Here is a 23242-nt window from a genome sequence, read left to right on the forward strand (position 1 = left end):
AGCACAAAATCCTCTTGCAGCGTTGCAGATGGACACAGCAAAGTACGCCCATGGGGTTTGGAACCGTTCAACAGGACACCATACGTTGGCGCTATGCGCTGCTGATCCTTGCCGTGGTGCTGGCGGCGGTCGGCACCGTCGTCCATGAGGGCTGGGATCTCGACCGGAACGGCGCGCTTTGCCTCTGGGAAGCGCTGATGGTTCTGGTGCGGCTGATGGCTTTCCCGGTGCACGCCCTGTTGCGCCTCACACCCGGGCCGCTGCTGGAAGCGGTGGGGCTGCCGGATGCGCCCTGGCCCTCCTCTGCCCTGCTCGCGGTCGGGGCCAGCCTGCCGCTCTGGGGCCTGCTGGTGATCGGCGGGCTGATGGCGGAGGCTTGGCTGGAACTGGGTGCCGAATCCGGCCGGGCCGGTCCCGGCGCGGCTCAGCGCGGCGCCAAGGCCCGGTAGGCCCGCCGGGCGGTTTCCGGACTGATCCGTCCCTCCGCCAGGTCGCGCGCCACCGCTTCGGGCGAGCGTTCCTCCGGCGGGCCGTAGCCGCCGGCGCCGGGAGTGATGATCTCCACCCATTGTCCGGCCTTCAGATCGCCATTGCCGAGTGCGAAGGGGGTGACGCCGGGGGCGAAGCGGAATTCGCCATGCCCGCCCGGCTCGCCGCCGAACAGCCCCCAAGGGCGGGAGCGCAGGCGGGAGCCATCGACCCGCAGCCGGCAATCCGCCTCCGCCCGATAGACTCGGCGGATCGCCATGCCGCCGCGCTGCCGGCCAGGGCCTCCGGAATCCTCCACCAGCTCGTAGCGCATCAGGGTCAGCGGGTATTCGTTCTCCAGCGCCTCGACCGGCAGGTTGGAGGTGTTGGTGGTGTGGACATGCACGCCGTCCAGCCCGTCCCGCGTCGCGCGGGCGCCGAAGCCGCCGCCGATCGTCTCCAGATAGACCCAGGGCTCGCCCGTGCCGGGCTGGCGGCCGACGAAGCTCGCCACCACGCAGGCGCCGTTATGCGCCGCCGTCACCCGCCCCGGCACCGCCGCGGCCAGGGCGCCGAGGATCAGGTCCACCACCCGCTGGCAGGTGGAGAGCCGCGCATTCACCGCCGCCGGCAGGGTGCAGTTGACGACGCTGCCCTCGGTCGCGGTGATGGTCAGCGGCCGGGCGAGGCCGGCATTGGGCGGCAGGGTCGGATCGACCACCGCCTTCACGGCGTAATAGACCGTCGCCTGCAAGGCGGTCATGACCATGTTGATGCCGGCACGCACCTGCGGCGGTCCGTCGAAATGCAGCCGCATCGCATCGCCGGCGACGGTGATCTCGACCGAGAGGTCGAGCTCACCCTCGATCTCCGGGCTGTCATGCCGGTCGGCGAAGCGATAGGTGCCGTCCGGGATGGCGGCGATGCCGGCGCGCATCTTCCGCTCGGCATAGTCGAGCAGCGCCGCGCCCGCCTCGGCCACCGTCGCCGCGCCGTACTTGGCCGAGAGCGCGGCATAGCGCTGCACGCCGAGCCGGTTGGCCGCCATCTGCGCCCGGAGATCCGAGAGGCGCTCGCGCGGCACTTGGCAGTTCAGCAGGATCAGCTCCTGCACATCGCGTTGCAGCTCCCCGGCGCGGTAGAGCCGGATGGGCGGGATGCGCAGCCCTTCCTGGTAGATATGCGCATGGCCCCGATCGGCGAAATCCGAGTGATGGGCGAGGTTCACCGCCCAGGCGGCGATGCGCCCCTCGATGAAGACTGGCTCGGCCAGGACGATATCAGGCAGATGCGTGCCGCCGCCCTCATAGGCGTCATTGCCGATGAAGACATCGCCCGGCCGCATCTCCGCCACCGGATGACGCTTCAGGATATGCGGGATCAGCCCGATGAAGCTGCCGAGATGGATCGGGATGTGCTCGGCTTGGCAGAGGGTGCGGCCCTCCGGCTCGAAGAGCGCGGTGGAGCAGTCGCGCCGCTCCTTGATGTTGGTGGAGTGGGAGGCACGGATCAGCGCCTCGCCCATCTCCTCGACGATGGAGGCGAGCGCGCTGCCGATGACCTCGACGGTGATCGGGTCGATCATGCCCCCTCCTCCAGGATCAGCGTCTCATGCGCATCGGTGCGGGCGGTCATGCCGGGCAGGACGAGGGTGGTGCTGTCCATCTGCTCCACCAGGGCGGGGCCGAGGAGGCGGTAACCGGGCCGCAGCCTCTCCCGTGCATAGACCGGGACCGTGGTGAAGCCGCCGGCCTCGGGCAGCCAGACCCGGCGTTCGCCGGCGAGGGCCGCCGTGGCATCGGGCCCGGATTCCGGCAGGGCGGGCAGCTGCGCCTTGGGCACGATGCCGGTCGCCTCCAGCCGGAAGGTGACGAGCTGGACCGGATCCTCCTCGGCGATGAAGCCATAGAGGCGCGCATGCTCGGCGGCGAAAGCCTCGGCCAGGGCGGCGAGCGTCGCCGGGCCGGGCTCGCCGGGCGGGAGGGGGATCGGCAGCTCGTAATTCTGGCCCGCATAGCGCATGTCGATGCTGCGGCGGAGGCGCTGGGCCTCGGGCGCGATGCCCTCCTGCGCGAACCAGGCCGTGGCCTCCCGCTCCAGTGCCGCGAAGGCCTCCCGCATCGGGGCGAGGCCGGCGGCGAGCGGGGTCAGCCGCGTCGCCGCGAAATCGGCGCGGAGATCGGTCAGCAGCAGCCCCATGGCGCAGAGGATGCCCGGGTTGCGCGGCACCAGCACGCGCGGCATCTCCAGCTCCCGCGCCAGCCGCGCCGCATGCAGCGGGCCGGCGCCGCCGAAGGCCATCAGCGCATAGTCGCGCGGATCATGGCCGCGCTGCACGCTGATGACGCGGATGGCGCGGGCCATATTGGCGGTGACAACGGCGATGATGCCCTGCGCCGTCGCCATCGGCTCCATCCCGAGCTGCTCCGCGAGGCGGGTGATGGCCTCGACCGCGAGGTCCCGCCGCACCGGCAGCCGGCCGCCCAGCAGATGCGTCGGGTGCAGCGTGCCCAGCATGATATTGGCGTCGGTCACCGTCGGATCGGCATTGCCGAGGCCGTAGCAGACCGGCCCCGGCGCGGCGCCGGCGCTGCGCGGGCCGACCTTCAGCAGCCCGCCGCCATCGACATGCGCGATCGAGCCGCCGCCCGCGCCGACCGTATGGATGTCGAGCATCGGCGCCTTGATCGGGTAGCCATGCAGCACGGCCTCGCCCGCCAGGCGCGGCTCGCCGCCCGGCAGCAGGGCGACATCGGTGCTGGTGCCGCCCATGTCGAAGGTGATGAGGTCGGGAAATCCGGCCAGCCGCCCCACGGCCTGGGCGCCGATGACGCCGGTGGAGGGACCCGACAGCACCATCCGCGCCGGCATCGCCGCCGCCGCCTCCAGCCCGATGACGCCGCCATTGGATTGCGTCAGATGCGGAGCGGCAGTGATGCCGAGCGCCGTCAGCCGCTCCGCGAGGCGGCGGATATAGCCCTGCATCACCGGGCCCAGATAGGCATTCACCACTGCGGTCGAGAGCCGTTCGTATTCTCGGAATTCCGGCGCGACGGCGTGGCTGGCGGTGAGGAAGGCGTCGGGCAGTTCCTCAACCAGGATGGCGCGGGCGCGCGCCTCATGCGCCGGGTTGACGAAGCTGTAGAGGAAGCAGACGGCCACCGCCGCGACGCCGGCCGCGCGCAGCGCCCGCGCCGCCTCGCGCACCGCCGCCTCGTCCAGCGCGGTCTCGATGCTGCCGTCATGGCGGAGGCGTTCGGGAATCTGCAGCCGCAGGTCACGCGCCACCAGCACCGGTGGCTTCTCCACCTGCAGGTCGTACAGGTCCGGCCGTCGCTGCCGGCCGATCTCCAGCAGGTCGCGGAACCCGTCCGTCACCAGCAGGCCGGTGCGGACGCCGCGATGCTGGATCAGCGCATTGGTGGCGACCGTGGTGCCATGGCCGAAATAGCCGAGATCGCCCGGGCTGCCGCCGACCCGGGCGATGGCCTCGGCCGCGCCCTCGGCGATGGCGCGGGACGGATCGTCGGGGGTCGAGGAGACTTTCCAGACCGCGATGCGGCCGGTCGCCTCCTCGAACAGGCAGAGATCGGTGAAGGTCCCGCCGGAATCCACGCCCAAGCGCCAGGCCATCCACCGGAACCCCCTGCTGCCCGGCGCCAGCCTCCCATGCGGGACGGCGCCGGGCAATCCGGTCAGCGTAGTCGGGTAAGCCCGGCACCGGCCTCCACCCCACCCGGCCACCCATCAGCATACTGTCGTGGATGGCGGGTGGGGGTGCGGGCCAGTGCCGCCATCAGGAATGCGCCATGCGGCGCATTCCTGATCGAGCTATCAGCGCGGCGGCGGCGGGGGCGCATCCGGGCCGCCATGATGCGGGCCGCGATGGTGCATCCGGTGATGCGGCACCGGCAGCTCGTCGAGTGTCACGCCGTTGTCGCCATTGGCATCCAGCGCGCGGAACCGGGCGTCCAGCATCGGCCGCAGCTCCTCGGGCGTCACCCGCCCGTCGCGGTTGGCATCCACGGCGCGGAACATCATCGCCATGACGCGCGCCCGCATCGGGTTCGGCTCGCGCGGGGGCGGTGCGGGGCCGCCGGCCGGCGGCGCGGGCGGCGCCATCAGCGGGGCGGACAGCGCCTCCTCCAGCACCAGCGCGCCGTCATGGTTGCGGTCGGCGTCGTTGAAGCGGGCCTGGGCGAAGGTCCAGGCCTCCTCCGGCGTCACCCGCCCATCGCCATTGGCATCGACGCGGGCGAACATGGCGGCCGGGCCGCGCGGCCCGCCCATGGGTGAGCCAGGCGGCGGGCCGGCGGGGCGGCCGGCCGGGCCGGGCGGCGGCGGGGCGGGCTGGGCCAGGGCCGGCAGGGCACCGGCGGCCAGCAGCACGGTGCCGAGCAGCGCCGTACGGACCATCCTCATGCGGTTTCTCCTTCTAGGGCCATGTGGGCAGGGGAGAGATTGGCCTCTCCTTGTAACGCCCACATGACGTCCCGGCCCTCGCTGCGTGAGGAAGCGTTACGCACCGGGTCTGGCCTGGGCCTTCCCTTGCGGCGTCCCCGGCTCGCCCAGGTCCCACCACATCCCGGCGAAGGCCAGCAGCCCCTCGCGCGCCGGGGCGATCAGCAGGTGCTCGTCCGGGCCGTGCTGCTTGCAGCCATTGTAGCTGTGCGGCACCCAGACCAGCGGCAGGCCGAGATGATCGACGAAGACATCCCCCGGCAGCCCGCCCGAGCTGTTGGGGATGATCTGCACGGCCTTGCCGAGGCTCTGCTCCATGCTCGCCTGCGCCCAGCGCACCCAGGGATGATCCGGCGCGGTGCGGCTGGCGGCCATGCGGATGCCGGCATTCTCGATCCGCACCAGCTCCAGCCCATGCGCGTCGAGGTGGCGGCGCAGCGCCTCTTCGAAGCCCGCCGTGTCGGAATCGACGGTGTAGCGGATCTGGCAATGCGCCCGGGCATCGGGCGCCACGGCATTCACCGGGTTCTCCGGCCGGCCGCTGATCATCGACAGGACGATCAGGCTGTTCCAGCCATAGATCTTCTCGGCCGGGGTCAGGTCGGGCTCGCCCCAGCCTTCGTCGATGGTCGCCGCCCCCTCCCCGCCGCCGACCGGGCAACCGGCGAGCACGCCGCGCACCGCGGCCGGGACGCCGTTGCGGGGCAGCCAGTCCCGCACCAGGATCTTGCCGTTGCGGTCCATGATGGTGGAGAGCGCATGGGCCAGGATGATCGCCGGATCGGTGGTCAGCCCGCCCCAATGGCCGGAATGCACGCCGCCCTCCCGCAGCTTGACCACCAGGTCGAAATGCCAGGTCCCCCGCGTGCCGGTGGCGATGGTCGGCACCGCCGGCTCCACCCGCGGCCCGTCCGAGGCGATCAGCGCATCGGCGGCCAACTCCTCGGCATGGGCGGCGACGAATTCGCGCAGGCCCTTGCTGCCCCGCTCCTCGGCCGTCTCCAGCACCAGCTTCACATTGAAGCCGAGCCGACCGCCGCGCTCGGCCAGCACCGCCTCCAGCGCCGCGAGGTTCAGGGCGTGCTGGCCCTTGTTGTCGGCGGTGCCGCGGCCGTACCAGCGATCCCCTTCCTCGGTCAGCGCCCAGGGCCTGAGCCCGGCGCGCCACTGGTCCTCGAGGCCCCGGACGGTATCGCCATGGCCATAGAGCAGGATGGTGGGGCGGGTGGGATCCTCGATCCGGCTGGCGCTGAGAATCGGGCCGAAGCCCGGCAGCGGGTTCGGATGCACCGTGCTGATGAAGCCGAGCCGCTCCAGCCAGGGGGCGATCCCCTCTCGCAGATAGGTCTCCAGCGCCGCCTCGGCGCCCGGCTCCTGCGAGGTGGAGGGGATCGCGACCAGCTCCGCGAGCAGCGATTTGAAGCCGCCCTCGTCGAAGAACCGGGTCGCGCGTGCCAGCGCGCCGCTGCGTGAGGCCATGGTCATTCCCACCCATCCAAGCTGTCGGCGGCCAGTGTGGCGGAACTTGCAGCTTTCGGACAAATCCCCCCGCGAGGGTGGACCGGGGCGGCAGGGGCCGGGATGGAGGGCGGATTCGGCATGGCGGGCGCCTCCGGAAATGGCGGCGTTATGTTAGGAATTCGATCTTATTCCGTCAAGGCTGCGCCGCCCGCCACAGCAGGAAGGGCGCCAGCTCGGCCAGCCGCCGCGGCTCGGTCGCCGGGCCGGTCAGGCGCAGCCCGACCTCCGGCGCGTCCGCCAGCGGCCGCGCCGCGATCCGCAGGTCCAGCGCGCCGCGCGCCAGGTCGATGCTGCCGCCGAGGCTCGCCGCCCCACCGCCCTCGGTCGCCAGGCTGCCGGCGGTCAGGGTGGCGCGGCCCTCATCCAGGCTCGCCGCCGCCTCCAGCCGCTCGAAGGCGGTGGCGCCACCGGCCAGCGCGGCGCGCATCGGGGCTTCCGGCTCGGCCAGCCCGGCCGCCGCATGCAGGGCACTGAGGTCGAGCCCGGTCAGCACCCCGTCGCGCACCGCCAGCGCCGCCGTCCCGTTCAGGGTCGCCGCCAGCGCCGCCATGCTGTGGCCGGCCGCCTGGAGCTTCACCTGCGCCTCCACCCGGCCGGCGCCGAGATCGAAGGGCAGACCGAATAGCGGCTCGCCGAGCGTCGCATCGGCCAGTTGCGCCTCCAGCCCGAGGCGCGGCGGGGTGGCGGTGGAATCGACCGAGAGCCCGCCGCGCAGCGTCCCGCCGGCGAGCCGGGCCTGCGCACCCTCCAGCCGCAGCACCCCGCCATCCAGCTTCAGCGTGCCGGCGAGGTTGGTCAGGGGCGGCCAGTCCAGCGGCTCCACCCGCCCCGCCTCCACCGCCAGCTCGGCATCGAGCAGGCCGAGCCGGTCGAGGCCGAGCGGGGCGGGGCTGCCCGGCACCGGCGCCGGCAGCGGCAGGCGCTCGGCCTCGATCCGCCCGGTCAGGCGCGGGCGGGGGCCGGTGAGGGCCAGGGCGAGCTGGCTGCGCAGCCGCAGCGTGCCGGCGACAAGGTCGAGCCGATCCGCGGTGAAGCCAGGCGTGGCGCCCATCTGCCCGGCGAGGCTGGCGATGAGGGAGAAGGACCCCTCCCCCAGCCACTCCGCTCCCGGCCCCAGCAGCGGCGCCAGCAGCCGCGGCGCGCCCGGATGGCGCAGCGTCAGCGTGCCATTGCCGCGGCGGGCCCGGGCATCGAGATTGGCCGCCGCCTCCAGCCGCAGGCCGCCGAGATCGCCCTCGGCCCGCAGCGCCACCGCCTCCGGCACCCCGCTGCCCGAGAGGCGCAGCGCGATGGGCTGGGCCAGCAGCGGCGCCCAGGCGGCCGGCGCGAGGGGTTGCAGCGCGGCCCCGGTCGGGCCGCTGAGCTCCACCGAGAGATCGGGCAGGCGGAGGCTGCCGCCGAGCTGGGCGGAGCCGGAGGCGGCGAGGTCCAGCTCCCCGAGGCGAAACGCCAGCCGCCGCAGCGTCAGCCGGCCGCTCTCGAGCGAGGCATCCAGCACCGCCCGCTCCGCCGCCAGGTCGCGCCAGGCGACCCGGTCGGCGGCGAGGCGGAGATTGAGGTCGAGCCCCGGCACCTCGGTCAGGGTCGGCAGCAGCCCGTTCAGGTCGAGCCGATCGAGGGTGAGGCCGAGCCCGACCGAGAGGCGCTGCGCCGCCCGCACCACGCCATCGCCGGCGAGGCGGGTGCCGTCGATGGTCGCGGCGATGTCGGAGATGGCCGCCTGTCCTTCCTCCAGCACCAGCCGGAAGCGGCCCTCGGCCGCGCGCAGCCGGGCCGGGTCGGTGCCCGACAGCGGCAGGCCGAGCGCCGCCAGCGTGTCGCGCAGGCTGGGCCCGGCGAAGCGGAGCGCGAGTTCCATGCGCGGCCCGGCGCTGGCCCCGGCCACGTCCAATTCCATGTCGCCCGGCAGCAGGGCGGAGACGTCGGAGAGGGTCAGCCGGTCGCCCTCGATGAAGAAGCCGCCGCGCAGCCGACGCAGCGGCACCCCGCCGAAGCCGGTGGATTCGGCCGAGAGGTCGATGCTGACCGGCACCGCCAGGGGCCGCCCGCCGCCACGGGTCGGGCGCAGCGCGGCGAGCCAGGCATCGAGGTCGAGCCGCCCCGCCGCCAGCGCGACATCGAGCCGCGGGGCCGGCGAGAGGCGCAGCGTCGCAGCACCCCGCGCCGGCTGGCCGCCGAGATCGAGCGAGAGGTCATCGGCGGCGAAGAGCTCGGCCGCGGCGGTCAGGCGGCCGGTGGCGCGGAAGGCGCCGGGCGGGGCCGGCAGCAGCACGGAGAGGTCGGGGCCCGCCGCCTCCATCCGTCCCTCGAACCCGTCCGAGGCGAGCACGCCGCGGGCCGTGAAGGTGGCGCCGGCAAGCGCGAGGGAGAGGTCGAGCGGCGCGATGCCGTCGAAGCCGGCGCGGCCGAGCTGGCCGGAGAAGCGGATGGCATAGCCACGCCAGGCGAGGCTGCCCTCGGCGGTCAGCGCCTCGGCCAGGTCGCCGGTCTGCAGGCGGGCATTCAGCGCCTCGAATTGCAGGCCGCCGAGCTTCAGGCGGCAATCCTCCAGCCGCGCATCCAGCGCGCCGAACCAGGGCGGCGGGCGGAGGCCCGGCAGCGCGGTGGGCGGCCAGGGCAGGCTGATCTCGCCGCCGACCAGCGCGATCTCGCGCGGCTCCAGCCGCCCGGCCAGCAGCGCCGGCAGGTCGAGCCGGAGGCGCATGGCGCGGGCGGTGATGGCGAGGCCATCGTTATTGGCGCCGATGGCGACGGCCGCGGCCTCGACCCGCGGCTGCGGCAGCAGCGTCAGGGTGATGCGGCCGCCCAGCGTCACCGGGCGGCCGAGCTGGGTGCTGGCGATATCCGCCAGCTGCGCCCGGTAGGGTTCCCAATCCAGCAGCCGCGGCCCGACCCAGATGGCGGCGCCGAGCAGCGCCAGCCACGGCAGCAGGAAGACCGCGAGCCGGCGCATCAGGGGAGAGGTGGCCTCATGCCGCGCGGCCCCAGCCGCCGCCGCCTGGCGTCTCCACCACCAGCGCGTCGCCCACGGCGAGGTCGGCGCTGCCGCTATTGCCGGGGATGGGTTCGATGCGGCCATCGGCGCGCTCGACCCATTGCCGGCCGGGCAGGCCATCCGTGCCGCCCATCAGCCCATGCGGCGGGACATTGCGGCGGGAGGCGACGACGATCGCCTGCATGGCGCGGAGGAAGCGGATGCGCCGCCGCGCCCCGTCGCCGCCGCGCCACTGGCCGGCGCCGCCGGAGCCGCGGCGGATCGAGAACTCCTCCAGCCGCACCGGATAGCGGAGCTCCAGGATCTCCGGATCGGTCATGCGGGTATTGGTCATATGGGTCTGCACCGGCCCCCAGCCGTCGAATCCGGGACCGGCACCGACGCCGCCGCAGACCGTTTCATAATACTGGTAGGTGTCGTCGCCGAATATCACGTTGTTCATGGTCGCCTGGGCCGAGGCACAGGCCTGGAGCGCCGCCAGCAGGGCGTTGCAGGTCATCTGGCTGACCTCGGTATTGCCGGCGACGACCGCGGCGCCGGGGCGGGGCGAGAGGAAAGTGCCCTCCGGGACCACGATCTCGAGCGGCTTCAGGCAGCCATCGTTCAGCGGAATCTCCTCGCCGACCAGGGCGCGGAAGCAGTAGAGCACCACGGCGCGGCAGACCGCGGCGGGGGCGTTGAAATTGCTCGGCCGTTGCGGGCCGGTGCCGGTGAAGTCGATGGTGGCGCGGCGGTTGGCGCGATCCACCCGGACGGCGACGACCAAGGGCGTGCCGTCATCCGTGGTGGTGCGGAACTCGCCGTCCTGAAGCCGTGCCAGGACGCGGCGGACGCTCTCCTCCGCATTGTCCATGACGTGGCGCATATAGGCGCGGACCGTCTCTAGCCCCTGTTCCCGCACGGCGCGGCGGAGTTCCTGCACGCCCTTCTCATTGGCAGCGATCTGCGCCTTGATGTCGGCGACGTTCACATCCGGGCTGCGGGCCGGGTATTTGGCCGAGGCCAGCAGGGCGCGGAACTCCGCCTCGCGGAAGCGGCCCTGCTCCACCAGCAGGAAGTCGTCGATGACGACGCCCTCCTCCTCCAACGTACGGGAGAGCGGCGGGGTCGAGCCGGGGGTGAGGCCGCCGATATCGGCATGGTGGCCGCGGCTGCCGAGGAAGAAGAGGATCTCCCGCCCCGCCTCGTCGAAGACCGGGGTGATGACGGTGACGTCCGGAAGGTGGGTGCCGCCGTTATAGGGGTTGTTCAGCGCCACCACATCGCCCGGCCGCAGGGTCTTGCCCCGCAGGCGGATGACGGTGCGGACGCTCTCTCCCATGGCACCGAGATGCACCGGGACATGCGGCGCGTTGGCGACGAGGCCGCCCGTCGCATCGAAGATGGCGCAGGAGAAATCCAGCCGCTCCTTGATGTTCACACTGAGCGAGGTGTTCTGCAGGACGGCGCCGGTCTGCTCGGCGATGGACATGAAGAGGTTGTTGAACAGCTCCAGCATCACCGGGTCGGGACGACCGGTGACCTCGGTGCGGGTCGCCTCGCGCGGGGTGGTGCGGCGGAGGATGAGGTGGTTCAGCGCCGTGACCTCGGCGGTCCAGCCGGGCTCGACCACCGTCGTTGCATTGGCCTCGCGGATCAGGCAGGGGCCGGGCAGACGGTCGCCGGCCAGCAGCGCCTCGCGGTCATGGACCGGGGCGGCATGCTCGGCGCCGGCGGCAAAGAGCGATGCGGTGTCGAGGAGGGGGATCGCCCCGCCGCCGGTGCGGTCGGCGAGGCGCGCTTCCTCGACCGATTCACCGGCGGCGGTGACCTCGGCGATGCAGGCCTCGACCACGATCTGCCGCTCCGGCGTGGCGAAGCCGAAGCGCTGGCGATGGGCGGTGGTGAAGGCGGCGACCACCGCCTCATGCGTGCCGAAGGGCACGGGGAGGAAGCTGTCCGTCCCGGCATAGCGGAGATGCAGGCGGCGGGCGGCGGCGATGCGGCCGGCCTCGGCGCCTTGGCGCAGCAACTCCTCCCGCCCCTCGGCGGCGAGGCTGTCGAGCGTCCGCGCCAGGCCGTCCATGCCCGCGGCCGAGAGCGGACCCTCGACCGCCGCCTCGCGGATCACCGTCTGGTCGGCGAGGCCCATGCCATAGGCCGAGAGCACGCCGGCGAAGGGGTGGATGAAGACCGTCTCCATGCCGAGTTCGTCCGCCACCAGGCAGGCATGCTGGCCGCCGGCGCCGCCGAAGCATTGCAGCGCGTGGCGGGTGACGTCATGGCCCTTCTGGATCGAGACCTGCTTGATGGCATTGGCCATATTGGCGACGGCGACGCGGAGGAAGCCCTCGGCCACCGCGCGCGGCTCCGGCGTCTCGCCGGTCGCGGCGCCGATCTCGGCGGCGAGGGCGGCGAATTTCTCCCGCACCACCTCGGCATCGAGGGGCTGGTCGCCATTCGGGCCGAAGATCGCCGGGAAATGGTGCGGCTGGATCTTGCCGACCATGACATTGGCATCGGTCACGGTCAGCGGGCCGCCGCGGCGGTAGCAGGCGGGGCCAGGCACGGCGCCGGCGCTTTCCGGGCCGACGCGGTAGCGGGCGCCGTCGAATTGCAGGATGGAGCCGCCGCCGGCCGCGACGGTGTTGATCGCCATCATCGGCGCGCGCATCCGCACGCCGGCGACCAGCGTCTCGAAGGCGCGCTCGAACTCGCCGGCATAGAGGGCGACATCGGTGCTAGTGCCGCCCATGTCGAAGCCGATGATGCGGTCGAGCCCGGCCATGCCCGCGGTCCGCGCCGCGCCGACAATGCCGCCGGCGGGGCCGGAGAGGATGGCGTCCTTGCCCTGGAAATGCCCGGCCTCGGCAAGGCCGCCATTCGACTGCATGAAATAGAGGCGGACGCCCGGCAGCTCGCCCGAGACCTGCTCCACATAGCGGCGGAGGATCGGCGAGAGATAGGCATCGACCACGGTGGTGTCGCCGCGCGGCACGATGCGCGGCAGCGGCGAGGCCTGGTGGCTGAGCGAGATCTGCGGAAAGCCGATCTCGCGCGCGATCTCGCCCAGGCGGAGCTCATGCGCCGGATGCGCCCAGGCATGCATCAGCACGATGGCAACGGCGCGGATCCCATCCGCCCAGGCGGCTTCCAGCGCGGCGCGGGCAGCACCCTCGTCGAGCGGCTCCAGCTCCTCGCCGGAGACGGCGATGCGGCCGCCGATCTCGGCCACCTGCTCATGCAGCAGGTCGGGCAGCTTGACGTTGAGGTCGAAGAGGCGCGGCCGGGCCTGATTGCCGATGCGCAGCATGTCGGCGAAGCCGCGATTGACCAGCAGCAGCACCCGCTCGCCCTTGCGCTCCAGCAGGGCATTGGTGGCGACGGTGGTGCCCATCTTCACCGCCTCGATCACGCCGGGCGGGATGGGGGCGCCGGGCGCGAGGCCCAGGATCTGGCGGATGCCGGCGACGGCGGCGTCGCGGTAGCGGCCGGGATTCTCGGACAGCAGCTTGGCGGTCGAGAGCCGCCCCTCGGGGTCGCGGGCGACGATATCGGTGAAGGTGCCGCCGCGATCGATCCAGAACTGCCAGCCCGCGTCCATGCCTGCCTCCACCGCATCCGTGATGCAGCCCCCTCGCCCCAGGCGCAAGGCCGCGGCGGCCTCATTGACGATTTATCAGTATTTTGTCAATGTTCGCTCATGGCCGAGCCCCGCCCCGTCGTCTCCTCCGCGCATCTCGCGGCCGGCGCCTCCCCGGCGCTGTCCGAGGTGGAATATGGGCTGATCGTCGCCGGCCATGCCTTCCAGCGCTGGATGGTGCTCTGCGCCGCCGCCGCCGGGGCGCCGGGGCTTTCGCCGACCGAGGTGCTGATCCTGCACACGGTGCATCATCGCGGCCGGCCGAAGCGGCAGGCGGAGATCCTGCTCGCGCTGGCGATCGAGGATGCGCATATCGCCACCTATGCCATCCGCAAGCTGGAAGGCGCCGGGCTGGTGAAGACCAGCCGCCAGGGCAAGGAGAAGCTGGTGGCGGCGACCGCCGAGGGCGCGGCCTTCTGCGCCCGCTATGCCGAGTTGCGGGAGCGGCTGCTGGCCGGGGCGGTGCGGGATAGCGGCCCGCCGGCCCCGGCCCTGTCCGAGGCGGCACGGCTGCTGCGCACCATCTCGGGCTTCTACGAACAGGCGGCGCGGGCGGCGGCGACGCTGTAGGCGGGCGTCCGCGTCAGGCCCTCTGCTTCGGCAGCATGCTCCGGGCGATGATCTGCTTCATCACCTCGATGGAGCCGCCGGCGATGCGGGCCATGCGGGCATCGGCCCAGGCCCGGGCGATGGGATAGTCCCACATATAGCCGGCGCCGCCATGCAGCTGGACGCACCCGTCCATCACCCGCCCCTGCAGCTCGGTCGCCTGCATCTTGGCGATGGCGGCGTCCACCGCATCCAGCTTGCCCTGGAGGTGGACCTCCAGGCAGCGATCCACATAGGCGCGGTTCACCGCGATCTCGGCCCGCATCTCGGCCAGGCGGAACTGGGTGTTCTGGAAATCCGCGAGCGTCTGGCCGAAGGCCTGGCGCCCGGTGGTGTAGGTGATGGTCCAATCGAGCGCCGCCTCGGCCGCGGCCATGCTGCGCACCGCCTGCACCAGCCGCTCCTGCGCCAATTCCGTCATCAGCTGGGCGAAGCCGCGCCCCTCCACGCCAAGCAGGTTCGCCACCGGCACCCGCACCTCGTCGAGGAAGAGCTCCGAGGTGTCCATCGCCTTGCAGCCGACCTTCTTCAGCGGCTTGCCGCGGGCGAAGCCCGGCCGGTCGGTCTCGACCAGGATCAGGCTGATGCCGCGGCCCCGCGCCGTGGGATCGGTCTTGGCGGCGAGGACGATCACATCGGCGCCCTGGGCATTGGTGATGTAGATCTTCTGGCCGCTGATGACGTACTCCTCGCCCTCGCGCCGGGCGGAGGTGCGGATCGCCTGGAGGTCGCTGCCACCCTGCGGCTCGGTCATGGCGACGGCGGCGAGCGCCTCGCCGGTGGCCATGGGCGGCAGCCAGCGCTGCTTCTGCGCCTCGGTCCCGTAATGCAGCAGATAGGGCGCGACGATGTCGGAATGCAGCGAGAAGGCCGGCCCCGAGAGGCCGGCGCGCGCGACCTCCTCGATCACCACGGCGCTGTGCAGGAAGTCCCCGCCCATGCCGCCATACTCCTCGGGGATGTTGCAGCAGAGCAGCCCCGCCTCCCCTGCCTTGCGCCAGGCCGAGCGGGGAACCATTCCTGCCTCCTCCCAGGCGGCATGATGGGGGGCCAGCTCGCGCTCGACGAAGCGGCGCACCTGGTCCCGGAACAGCTCGTGCTCGGAGGTGAAGACGGTTCTGGGGATCACGGTGGCAGCCCTTGGCGGTTCGGGCTTCCATTCTTTGTGCCGAATACTATTTTTGCAAGTTCAGAGTGAGGACGCATGACGGTGCAGACCAATCCGGCCGAGGACGCCGCGGCAGACCCCCGGGCCGCCCGCGGCGAGGTGCCGGCGGTGGCGGCCGCCATCCGCATCCTGCGGCATCTCGCCGCCTCGCCGGCGCCGCAGGGCGTGACCCCGCTGGCCCGTGCCCTCGGCCTGCATACCAGCACCTGCTTCAACATCCTCCGCACCCTGGCCCAGGGCCAGCTGGTGCGCTTCGATACCGAGGCGAAGACCTATGCGCTCGATCTCGGACTGGTGGACCTGGCGCGGGCGGCCTTCGCCCGGGGCGCGGAGGCGGCGCATCTCCAGCCGCTGATGCGCCAGCTGGCGCTGCGTCATGGCGTCACCGTCGCGCTCTGGCGGCCGGACGGGCCGGACCGGATGGTGCTCTCGCATGTGGCCGAGAGCGACCAGGTGATGCGGATCCGCATGGGGGTCGGCCAGCGCCTGCCGGTCCTGATCGGGGCCATGGGGCGCATCGCCGCGGCTTTCGGCGAGATGGGCGAGGCCGAGATGCGCCGCCGCTTCGCCGCGCTGCGCTGGCAGCGCCCCTTCCCCTTCGAGACCTTCATGGAGCAGGTGGAGGAGGCCCGCGCCCGCGGCTGGGCGCTGGATGACGGCTACTACATGCAGGGCGTGACCACGATCTCGGCCCCGGTGCGGGGCGGCGACGGGTTGCTGGCCATCAGCGCCACCATGTTCGGCGGCCAGCATGACCGGGCGGCGCTGGAGCGCATCGGGAGCGAGTTGCAGCTCCTGGCGCTGGATGTCGAACGCTGCCTGGCTTTCGAATAGAGAAAAAGCATTCGGCATTGCGAAAATCAGCCTTGCGTCGGGAGCCGGCCCGGGCCTAGAATTTCCTCAATCAAGGAGGAAACGGCCGCCCATGACCCGATCGCCGAAGGCATCCCGGCCCGCATCGGACCTGTCCGCGATCCGGCTCGGGCCGGGCTGAGGGGCGGCGGAGCATGTCGCACCTCACCCGTCGTTCCCTGGGCCGCTCGCTGGGCCTCTCGCTCCCGGCCCTCGCCCTGGCGGCGCCGGCATGGGCCCAGGCCTGGCCGGAGCGGCCCATCACCCTCGTCGTCCCCTTCGCGCCGGGCGCCTTCACCGATGCGGTCGGACGCTTCATCGCCGGCGCCCTGACGCCCCGCCTCGGCCAGACCGTGGTGGTGGAGAACCGGCCCGGGGCCGGCGGCTCCATCGCCGCCCGCAGCGTCGCCCGCGCGCCCGCGGATGGCTATACGCTGATGATCGGGACGCAGGGCATCAACGCCTCCAACGCCTCGCTCATGCGCAACCCGGGCTATGACCCGGTGGCCGACTTCACGCCGATCCATGGCATCGTGAAGGTCGTCCCGACGCTGTTCTGCCACCCGTCCCGGCCCTGGCGGAGCGCCACCGATGTCATCGCCGAGGCGAAGCGGCGGCCGGGCCAGCTCACCTTCGGCTCTTCCGGCATCGGCACGGTGCAGCATTTGGTCGGGGAGATGTTCAAGCTCTCGGCCGGCATCGAGATCGCGCATGTGCCCTATCGCGGCAGCTCGCCGGCACTGGCCGACCTGCTGGCGGGCAGCATCGACCTGCTCTTCGAATATCCCAATCCGGGCTTCGAGATGGTGCGCGCCGGGAAGATCCGCCCCCTCGCCGTCGCGGCACCGCAGCGGCTGGAGGAGCTGCCCGACACGCCGACCATGGCCGAGCAGGGCGTGCCCGATGTGGAGGCGGTGACCTGGTTCTCCCTGTTCGGCCCGCGCGGCCTGCCCTCCGCTGTGTCCGACCGGCTGGAGCGCGAGGTCGCCTCCATCCTCGCCGGCGAGGAGCTGCGGGAATTCCTGAGGATCCAGGGCGGGCTGCCGCTGGCCCTGCGGGGCGAGGCCTTCCGCGACTTCCTCGCCTCCGAGGTGACGAAATGGCGCCACTTCGCCGAGCGGACGGGCTTCCGGATCGATTGAGAATGGGTGGCAGGATGACAGGGGACGGGCGCAGATGACGGAGCGGAGCTTGCGCGGCAAGGTCGCCATCGCCGGGATCGGCGAGACGACCTATTACAAGCACGGCCAATCGCCGGATGCGGAATTCAAGCTGGCGCTGCAGGCGATCCTCAATGCCTGCCATGATGCCGGCATCGACCCGCGCGAGGTGGATGGCTTCGCCTCCTATGGCGATGACCGGTCCGATGGCCCGCGCCTCGCCGCGGCGCTCGGCATCCGGGAGCTTCGCTTCTCCAACATGCATTGGGGCGGCGGCGGCGGCGGCGTGGCGGCGGCGGTCGCCAATGCCGGGGCAGCGGTGCAGTCGGGGATGGCGAATTGCGTCATCGCCTTCCGCTCCCTCGCCCAGGGGCAGTTCGCCCGCTATGGCCGCAGCCGCACCGGCGCGGCGGCGATGGGCGACGATGCCTTCCTCGCGCCCTACGGCCTGATGTCGCCGGCGCAGCGCTTCGCCATGAAGATCACCCGCTTCATGACCGAGCACGGCATCCGGCACGAGGCGCTGCGCGCCATCGCCATGGCCTCCTACCACCACGCGCAGAACAACCCGAACGCGGTGATGCGCGGGCGGCCGTTGTCGGAGGAGAAATACGAGAGCTCCCGTTGGATCATCGAGCCCTTCCACCGCCTGTTCGACTGCTGCCAGGAGAATGACGGTGCCGGCGCCGTGCTGGTCGTGCCGGCGGACCGGGCGAAGGACCTGCCGCAGAAGCCGGTCTATCTACTGGGCGCCGCCCAGGGCGGCCATCACCGCAGCGCCGCGCCGGTGCACAACGCGCCCGACTATGCCTCCGCCCATTTCAAGACGGTGGCGAAGAACATGTGGGACATGGCGAAGCTCGGCCCGAAGGACTGCGACGTGGTCCAGGCCTATGAGAACTTCACCGGCGGCGTGCTGCTGAGCCTGGTCGAGCACGGCTTCGTCGACCCGAAGACGGCGAATGAGGAGCTGGTGCTCGAGAACCTGCTGGTGTCGGGCGGGCGGATGCCGATGAACACATCCGGCGGCAACCTGGCCGAATGCTACATGCACGGGCTCGAGATGGTGAACGAGGCGGTGCGCCAGTTGCGCGGCACCGCGATCAACCAGGTGCCGGGGGCCGATGTCGTCGCCGTGCTCGGCGGGCCGATGGTGACGCCGGTCAGCAGCCTGGTCGTCGGGACGGAGGCCACGCTGTGAGCAAGCCCTATCTGCCGGACGGCCTGCCCGTCCCCAACCAGGATTCGATCGCCCTGCCCTATTGGCAGGGCACCCGCGCCGGCAAGCTGGTGATCCAGAAATGCGGCGGCTGCGGCAAGCACCAATGGGGCCCGGAATGGGTTTGCCATCGCTGCCATTCCTTCGACCTGGGCTGGGCGGAGGTCGCGCCGCGCGGCCGCATCTATAGCTGGCAGCGGCCCTACCACCCGGTGCACGGCGCACTGACCGACCACGGCCCCTACCTCATCGTGCTGGTCGAACTGCCGGGGGCGGATGGCATCCGCATGGTCGGCAACCTGCTCGGCGACCCGATGCAGGAGGTGCGGATCGGCGCCGAGGTCGAGGCGGTGTTCGAGCCGCATGACACGGCCGACCCGCCCTACACGCTGGTGCAGTGGCGCATGCTGGGCTGAGGGAGGAAAGCGACCATGGCCATCGATTATGCGCGCCTGAAGGCCCGGCACTTCCCGGATGTCGAGCAGGCCTATGGCTGGAAGGACACGGTCCTCTACGCGCTCGGCCTCGGCCTGGGGCAGGACCCGCTGGACCGCCGCCAGCTTCGCCATGTCTATGAGGACGGGCTGGTGGCCCTGCCCACCATGGGCGTGGTGCTCGCCACCCCGGGCTTCTGGGTGAAGGAGCCGGATACCGGCGTCGACTGGCCGAAGGTGCTGCATGGCGAGCAGGGGCTGACCATCCACCGCCCGCTGCCGCCCGAGGGACGCGTGATCGGCCGGCTCCGCATCGACGACATCATCGACAAGGGGCCGGGCCGCGGCGCGCTGCTCTATTCCACGCGGGAAGTGCGCGACGCCGCGACGGGCGAGCTGTTCTGCTCGCTCACCAGCACCTCCTTCCTGCGGGGCGATGGCGGCTTCGGCGGCCCGGCCGGCCCGGTGCGCCAGCCGCACCCCATGCCGGACACGCCGCCCGAGGCGGAGTTCGACTGGACGCTCGGGCCGCATGCGGCGCTGCTCTACCGGCTGAACGGGGATACCAACCCCGTCCATGCCGATCCGGAGGTGGCGGCGCAGGCCGGCTTCCGCCAGCCGATCCTGCATGGTCTGGCTTCCTATGGCGTGGCCGGCTGGGCCCTGGCCAATCTGCTCTGCGAGGGACAGGCGGAGCGGCTGCGGCGGATCGACCTGCGCTTCACCGCGCCGGTCTATCCGGGCGAGACGCTCCGCACCGAGGTCTGGCGCACCTCGCCCGGCCGGGCCGCCTTCCGCATGCGCGTGCCGGCACGGGACGTGACGGTGCTCAACAACGGGCTGGCGGAGTATGCGGCATGACCAGCGACGGCGTGATCCTGAGCGGCGCGCGGCAGCGGAGCCGCGCCGAGCTGCTCGGCCGCGCCCGCCGGGCCGCGACCGGCTTCCGCGCCCTCGGCATCCGGCCGGGCGACTGCATCGCGCTGCTGCTGCGGAACGACTACACCTTCCTCGAGGCGAGCCTCGGCGCCACCATCGCCGGCGGCTATGCGGTGCCGGTGAACTGGCACTGGAAGGCCGAGGAGGTCGCCTATCTGCTGCAGGATTGCGACGCCCGCATCGTCGTCGTGCATGCCGATCTGCTGCCGCTGCTGGCGCGGGCCCCGGCCGGCATCACCATCATCGCCGCCCCGGTCCCGCCGGAACTGGCCGAGGCCTATGGCCCCAATCCCAGTGCGGCGGCCCCCACGGGCCTCGACTGGGAAGCTTGGCTGGCCGGCCAGGCCGAATGGGATGCCCCGCCCGAGCCGCCGCGGGAGAGCATGGTCTATACCTCCGGCACCACCGGCCGGCCGAAGGGCGTGCGCCGCCAGTCGCCGACGCCGGATCAGGTGGCCGGCATGGCGCGCAACCGGGCCGAGGTCTATGGGCTGAAGCCCGGCGTCCGGGCCCTGCTGCCCGGCCCGCTCTATCACAGCGCGCCTAACAGCTTCGGCCTGCGCGCGGCGCAGCTCGCGGAGCTGTTCGTGCTGATGCCGCGCTTCGAGCCGGAGGAATTCCTGGCGCTGATCGAGCGGCACCGCATCGACACCACCTTCGTCGTGCCGACCATGATGGTGCGGCTGCTGCGCCTGCCCGAGGCCGTGCGGCGGCGCTACGACCTGTCCTCGCTGCGCCAGGTGACGCATGCCGCCGCGCCTTGCCCGCCCGAGGTCAAGCGGGCCATGATCGAATGGTGGGGCCCGGTGATCCATGAATTCTACGGCGCGACCGATATCGGCGCCGTCACCGCCTGCACCAGCGAGGAATGGCTGGCGCGGCCCGGCACGGTCGGGCGGCTGGTGGAGGGGGCGTCGATCCGCATCCTCGACGATCAGGGGCAGGACTGCCCGCCCGGCGAGGCCGGCGAGATCTTCGCCCGCCTCGCCTGCCTGCCCGACTTCACCTACCACAAGCGCGATGCCGACCGGCGCGCGGTGGAGCGGGACGGGATGATCACCGCCGGCGATGTCGGCTATCTGGACGAGGCCGGCTTCCTCTTCGTCTGCGACCGCAAGCGCGACATGATCATCTCCGGCGGGGTGAACATCTACCCGACCGAGATCGAGGCCGCCCTGATCGATGTGGAGGGCGTGCTCGACTGCGCGGTCTTCGGCATCCCCGATGCCGAATTCGGCGAGGCCGTCTGCGCGGCGCTGCTTGCCGCACCCGGCACGACCGAACGGCAGGTGCGCGAGGCGCTGCGCGCGCGGCTCGCCGGCTTCAAGGTGCCGAAGGTGATCGAGTTCCACGAGGCCCTGCCGCGCGACGCCTCCGGCAAGCTGCTGAAGCGGCAGCTGCGCGACCCGCATTGGCAGGGGGTGGGCCGGCGCATCTGAAGGGGTGGGGGCTCAGCCCGCGCCGAGGAGGAGGGTGACGAGCGTCCCCTCCGTCCCGCCGCCGATCCGCAGGCTGCCGCCATGGATCGTGGCGATCCGCTCCGCCACGGCGATGCCGAGCCCCGCGCCTTCCAACCCGCGATTCGTCACCACCGCGGCGTCGAGCGGGGCCTGAAGGCCGGCCACGGCCTCCGCCGAGAGGGTCACGGCGGCGCAGCGCAGCTCGATCCGCGCCGGTGTGTCGAGGCAGCGCAGCCGCACCACCTGCCCGGGCGGGGCGCGGCGGCCGAGCTCGCGGAGGATGCCGGCCACCGCCTCGGCCGCCAGCGCCTCGTCGAGCGCCGCCGGCACTTCCTCCCCATCCTCCAGCGCGCCGGCGAGCTGGGCGCGGTCGAGCACGGGCGAGGCCCGGTGCAGGCCGGCATCGGCGACCTTGCGCAGCCCTGACGGACGCGGGGCGAATTGCCGCGGCGCCTCGTCCAGCCGCGCGAAGCAGGTGGCATCCTCCAGCAGGCCGAGCAGGTGGAAGGACGCCGCCGAGATCTCGCGCAGCCAGTCGGTCCGCAGGCCGCCCGCGCCCGGCCGCTCGGCTTGGGAGACCAGCAGGTCGGCGAAGCCGGTGATGACGCCGATCGGCGTGCGGAATTCGTGGTTCATCGCCGAGAGGAAGCGCGCCTTGCCGCGATTGGCGGCTTCGACCCCGGCGAGGGCGCGGCGTGCCTCGAGCTCGGACCGCTCGGCCCGCTCGCGCGCCTCCATCAGCCGCCGCTCATTGAGCTGATAGGCAGTCGCGTCGAGCAGCATCATCTGCGTCGAGACCGGCGCGCCCCCGGCATCCCGCCGGACCGCGGAGCTGACCAGCACGGGCAGCCTGTTGCCATCGGCGCAGACCAGCTCCAGCGCCAGCCGTTCCGCCACGCCCCGGGTGAGCAGGAGCTGCAGATGCCGCGTGGCGTGCATGATCCGCGCCGCCGGGGTGAGCAGCTCCTCGAAGCGCCGCAGGCCGACCAGCTCCGCGGTGTCGTAGCCGGTCCAGCGGCGGAAGGCGCCGTTCGCCTGCAGGATCGGCCCGTCGGTGCCCTGCCAGGACAGGTAGCCGCAGGGCGCGTCCTCATACAGCGCCTCGGCGCCAGGCTCAGCCATGGCCGCCCGGACCGAGCCTGGCGAGAAAGCCGCGGATGGCGGCGATGGTCTCGTCCGGCGCGCTGAGATGCGGGCAATGCCCGCTGGTGTCGAGGATGACGAGCTCGCTGCCCGGAATATGGCGGTGGATGTACTCGCCCACGGCGGTCGGCGCGATCATGTCCCGGGCGCATTGGAGGACCAGCGTCGGCGTCCCCACCCGGGCAAGGTCGCCACGGTTGTCCGAGGTGAAGGTGACCCGGGCGAAGTGGCGCGCCACCTCCGGGTCCACGCGGCAGAAGCTGGCGGCGAGTTCCTCCGCCAGTTCCGGCCGCTCGGCATGGCCCATGACTGCGGGGGCCATGGCGTTGGCCCAGCCCACATGGTCGGCTTCCAGCAAGGCCAGCAGCCCCTCGATATCCTCCCGCTTGAAGCCGCCGACATAGCGGTCGTCGTCGATATAGCGCGGGGAGGGTCCGATCATGACGAGGCCGGCGAAGCGCCCTGGCTCGCGCGCGGCGGCGAGCGCGCCGATCATGGCGCTGACCGAATGGCCGATGAAGACCACCGGCTCCGGGCCGACGGCCTCGCAGATCGCCAGCACGTCCTCGGCATAGCCTTCCAGGCTCGCATAGCGCACCGGGTCATAGGGGGCGCGGCTCCGGCCGGAGCCTACATGGTCGAACAGCACGGTCCGGTGGTCCGGCTCGAAACTGGGCGCAACCAGGCGCCACATCGACTGGTCGCATCCATAGCCATGGGCGAAGACGAGTGTTGGCCGGCCATGCCCAGCGATTCGCAGGTTGTGCCGGTCCAGGATACCTGGCTCTACCAAGGATAACTCTCCGGAATGGCCCTGAAGCGATGGCGGCTTCACCGGCAAGGCGTCGTGGCAGCCCGCGATGTCTGCGCCTGTCCAGGGATGCATCCCAATCTATACCTAAGCCAGGGACGCTTTCCTAAGGGTTTGAGGCCCACTATGGTTTAATCCACCATCATGAAAAGAATGGCGCCGCAACACCGATGTAACGGACTGGACCGAGCACAACAACGAAGGCGTGATTGGCAAGGCCCGTCCCTGCGATCCGGCGGCCAGTCCCGCAACCAGGCGTCCGGCTGATCGATGCCCCCGCAGGTTGTTGAACTGCGCCCGGATTGAAACCTTCCGGGTGCACCGGTATCCCAGAGGGCGCGGATATGGTGAGGTCGCGGTGCGACAGCGACTCGCCCTGC

At 72.0% G+C, this 23242-nt stretch carries 17 protein-coding genes; 8 read left to right on the plus strand and 9 right to left on the minus strand.

The window, feature by feature from the left end; all coding sequences use genetic code 11:
• Window positions 1-50: 50 nt before the first annotated feature.
• Window positions 51-449 (plus strand): hypothetical protein, encoded by a 399-nt coding sequence (locus tag JMJ55_RS18530; protein ID WP_202827080.1) that lies wholly within the window; start codon window positions 51-53, stop codon window positions 447-449.
• Here JMJ55_RS18530 and JMJ55_RS18535 read toward each other — a convergent pair.
• The 6 genes from JMJ55_RS18535 to JMJ55_RS18560 form a co-directional block, all read right to left on the minus strand.
• Entirely contained in the window at window positions 425-2053 is a 1629-nt protein-coding gene (locus JMJ55_RS18535; RefSeq protein WP_202827081.1) for a hydantoinase B/oxoprolinase family protein, read from the minus strand. The genes JMJ55_RS18530 and JMJ55_RS18535 overlap by 25 nt on opposite strands.
• Window positions 2050-4101 (minus strand): hydantoinase/oxoprolinase family protein, encoded by a 2052-nt coding sequence (locus JMJ55_RS18540; protein ID WP_202827082.1) that lies wholly within the window; start codon window positions 4099-4101, stop codon window positions 2050-2052. Before JMJ55_RS18540 ends, JMJ55_RS18535 begins: the two co-directional genes overlap by 4 nt.
• Window positions 4102-4302: 201 nt before the next feature.
• Window positions 4303-4890 (minus strand): EF-hand domain-containing protein, encoded by a 588-nt coding sequence (locus JMJ55_RS18545; protein WP_202827083.1) that lies wholly within the window; start codon window positions 4888-4890, stop codon window positions 4303-4305.
• A gap of 96 nt (window positions 4891-4986) precedes the next feature.
• The gene (locus tag JMJ55_RS18550) at window positions 4987-6408 is read right to left on the minus strand and encodes a M20 family metallopeptidase (protein WP_202827084.1); all 1422 of its coding nucleotides are present in this window, start codon (window positions 6406-6408) and stop codon (window positions 4987-4989) included.
• A 175-nt stretch (window positions 6409-6583) separates the two neighbouring features.
• Entirely contained in the window at window positions 6584-9403 is a 2820-nt protein-coding gene (locus tag JMJ55_RS18555) for an AsmA family protein (protein WP_202827085.1), read from the minus strand.
• Window positions 9404-9419: 16 nt separating this feature from the next.
• Entirely contained in the window at window positions 9420-13028 is a 3609-nt protein-coding gene (locus JMJ55_RS18560; protein WP_202827086.1) for a hydantoinase B/oxoprolinase family protein, read from the minus strand.
• A gap of 99 nt (window positions 13029-13127) precedes the next feature.
• Here JMJ55_RS18560 and JMJ55_RS18565 point away from each other — a divergent pair, with 99 nt between their 5' ends.
• The gene (locus JMJ55_RS18565; RefSeq protein ID WP_202827087.1) at window positions 13128-13637 is read left to right on the plus strand and encodes a winged helix DNA-binding protein; all 510 of its coding nucleotides are present in this window, start codon (window positions 13128-13130) and stop codon (window positions 13635-13637) included.
• Between the two features lie 13 nt (window positions 13638-13650).
• On the opposite strand, the gene JMJ55_RS18570 is transcribed toward JMJ55_RS18565, so the two are convergent.
• Window positions 13651-14805: an acyl-CoA dehydrogenase family protein gene (locus JMJ55_RS18570; protein WP_328702698.1), complete on the minus strand. Its 1155-nt coding sequence runs from the start codon at window positions 14803-14805 to the stop codon at window positions 13651-13653.
• A gap of 75 nt (window positions 14806-14880) precedes the next feature.
• On the opposite strand from JMJ55_RS18570, the gene JMJ55_RS18575 reads away from it, so the two are divergent.
• The 6 genes from JMJ55_RS18575 to JMJ55_RS18600 all read left to right on the plus strand — a co-directional run bounded on the left by JMJ55_RS18575 (window position 14881) and on the right by JMJ55_RS18600 (window position 20887).
• Window positions 14881-15678, plus strand: coding sequence for an IclR family transcriptional regulator (locus JMJ55_RS18575; protein WP_202827088.1), 798 nt, complete (start codon window positions 14881-14883; stop codon window positions 15676-15678).
• 173 nt (window positions 15679-15851) lie between these two features.
• A complete protein-coding gene (locus JMJ55_RS18580; protein WP_202827089.1) occupies window positions 15852-16838 on the plus strand; it encodes a Bug family tripartite tricarboxylate transporter substrate binding protein in 987 nt (328 codons plus the stop codon).
• 34 nt (window positions 16839-16872) lie between these two features.
• A complete protein-coding gene (locus tag JMJ55_RS18585; protein WP_202827090.1) occupies window positions 16873-18057 on the plus strand; it encodes a thiolase C-terminal domain-containing protein in 1185 nt (394 codons plus the stop codon).
• Window positions 18054-18491, plus strand: a complete 438-nt coding sequence (locus tag JMJ55_RS18590; protein WP_202827091.1) for a Zn-ribbon domain-containing OB-fold protein — start codon at window positions 18054-18056, stop codon at window positions 18489-18491. Before JMJ55_RS18585 ends, JMJ55_RS18590 begins: the two co-directional genes overlap by 4 nt.
• A gap of 15 nt (window positions 18492-18506) precedes the next feature.
• The gene (locus JMJ55_RS18595; RefSeq protein ID WP_202827092.1) at window positions 18507-19370 is read left to right on the plus strand and encodes a MaoC/PaaZ C-terminal domain-containing protein; all 864 of its coding nucleotides are present in this window, start codon (window positions 18507-18509) and stop codon (window positions 19368-19370) included.
• Window positions 19367-20887 carry an acyl-CoA synthetase gene (locus tag JMJ55_RS18600; RefSeq protein ID WP_202827093.1) on the plus strand — a complete coding sequence of 507 codons (1521 nt, stop codon included), beginning with the start codon at window positions 19367-19369 and terminating at the stop codon, window positions 20885-20887. The genes JMJ55_RS18595 and JMJ55_RS18600 overlap by 4 nt, the downstream gene beginning before the upstream one ends.
• A gap of 12 nt (window positions 20888-20899) precedes the next feature.
• On the opposite strand, the gene JMJ55_RS18605 is transcribed toward JMJ55_RS18600, so the two are convergent.
• The gene (locus JMJ55_RS18605) at window positions 20900-22030 is read right to left on the minus strand and encodes a PAS domain S-box protein (protein WP_202827094.1); all 1131 of its coding nucleotides are present in this window, start codon (window positions 22028-22030) and stop codon (window positions 20900-20902) included.
• Window positions 22023-22937, minus strand: coding sequence for an alpha/beta fold hydrolase (locus JMJ55_RS18610; RefSeq protein ID WP_202827095.1), 915 nt, complete (start codon window positions 22935-22937; stop codon window positions 22023-22025). Before JMJ55_RS18610 ends, JMJ55_RS18605 begins: the two co-directional genes overlap by 8 nt.
• Between the last annotated feature and the right edge of the window lie 305 nt (window positions 22938-23242).

Source organism: Belnapia mucosa (genome assembly GCF_016775475.1).
Lineage (GTDB): Bacteria > Pseudomonadota > Alphaproteobacteria > Acetobacterales > Acetobacteraceae > Belnapia > Belnapia mucosa.